General features: G+C 55.0%; 2 protein-coding genes and 1 pseudogene. All 3 read right to left on the bottom strand.

Annotated elements, in window-relative coordinates; translation table 11 throughout:
* A partial coding sequence (locus INT22_RS21560; protein WP_226912919.1) for an HAD hydrolase-like protein occupies positions 1-313 on the bottom strand: 313 nt, incomplete at its 3' end.
* The gene (locus INT22_RS18955; protein ID WP_193061234.1) at positions 310-1,284 is read right to left on the bottom strand and encodes a 2-hydroxyacid dehydrogenase; all 975 of its coding nucleotides are present in this window, start codon (positions 1,282-1,284) and stop codon (positions 310-312) included. The genes INT22_RS18955 and INT22_RS21560, both read right to left, overlap by 4 nt.
* Positions 1,285-1,327: 43 nt before the next feature.
* A pseudogene (locus INT22_RS21555) lies at positions 1,328-1,474 on the bottom strand (sugar kinase); the annotation flags it as partial.

The raw sequence follows: 1,474 nt of genomic DNA, 5'->3' as shown, positions 1-1,474 counted from the left end.
ATGCGGCAGCCATACCCGGTATTGCCACCAGCTCAGCACGCATGCGGGTTTCCATACGTGTCCGCATGTCTGCCTCAAGCTGAGAAAGCTTGCTGTTTTCCAATGTCTGAAAACGACGTTCCAGCGTTTGGACGATTGTCAGGAAACGTACCCCGCGAAATTCATCCATATATTGCTGTGCTGAGAAGGGTAGGTGAAATTCGGGAAGTATTTCACCCATCACCTCGGCAAGCAGTACTTCGCTATCCACTAGGGTGCCATCGCAGTCGAACAGTAAGCAGAGCGGTGTAGACGTGGTGTTAACAGTACTCATCGATATGCTTCCTCGTTGACCAGGCTGATAGGGCGTTCACCCTGAAGTGCCAAGCAAATATTATCCACCGCCCGCTGGGCCATGGCGTCGCGGGTTTCATGGGTGGCAGAGCCGATATGCGGCAGTGCGACCACATTGGGCATCTTCGCTAGCGGTGACGAGGAGGGGAGCGGCTCCTGCTCAAATACATCCAGCCCGGCTGCTTGGATAGCGCCGTTTTTCAAGGCATCTATTAACGCATTTTCGTCGACGACTTTGCCGCGAGCGATATTGATGAAGATGGCGGAGGGCTTCATCAGCGCGAACTCATTCGCACCAAGCAAATGTTCGGTGTCGGCGGTGAGTGGCACGGTAACACAGACGAAATCGGCCTCGGCCAACAGCTCGTTGAGTTCGCGGCGCTGCGCACCCAGCTCCTTTTCAAGGGCAGGTTTGTGCGATGCATTGGAGTAAAGCACCCGCATCCCAAAACCCAAAGCTCCGCGCCTGGCGACAGCCTGACCAATACGTCCAAATCCCACCATGCCGAGGGTTTTACCATGCACATCGTTACCAAATAGTGCAGGGCCAATACTGGCCTGCCATTTGTCTGCTTTGACCCACTCGGCTAATTCAACTACCCGGCGCGCCGTGGCCATGATCAGAGCAAAACCAGTATCGGCGGTGGTTTCGGTAAGCACATCAGGCGTGTTACACAGCATAATGCCGCGCTGGGTCAGTTCATCAACGGGGATGTTGTCATAGCCAACAGAGACGGTCGCGATGACTTTCAAGTTGGGCGCTGCGTCCAGCAACTGAGGGGTGATCGCCAAGCCGGAGCCGATAATGCCATGCGCTTGCGCTAGGTTGGAAAGCACGTCTTGTTGAGTGAGGTCTAATGGTTTGGATAGCCCAACTAACTGGGCGTGCTGTTCAAGTTCCGCCCATTGAGATGAGCTGAGCCGCCCTAGTACGATGACGCTCTTTTTCATGCTGCCTCCTGTCGCTTGGATGGTGTTTGCGAATGCTAGTGGCTTAGCGTTGTTCTAGTGCCTGTAGCTGTTGGCGACTAGGTAAGCCTTCCATGTCGCCCACTACTTGAACGGCCTGGGCGCCCACCAAGTTGCCGCGGTTCAATGCCTGCTGAGGCGTAAGACCATCTAATAAGGCGCTAATCGCGCC

It is taken from the genome of Halomonas sp. 3D7M, from assembly GCF_014897885.1.
GTDB lineage: Bacteria > Pseudomonadota > Gammaproteobacteria > Pseudomonadales > Halomonadaceae > Vreelandella.
This window is presented reverse-complemented; position numbering and strand designations above follow the sequence as displayed.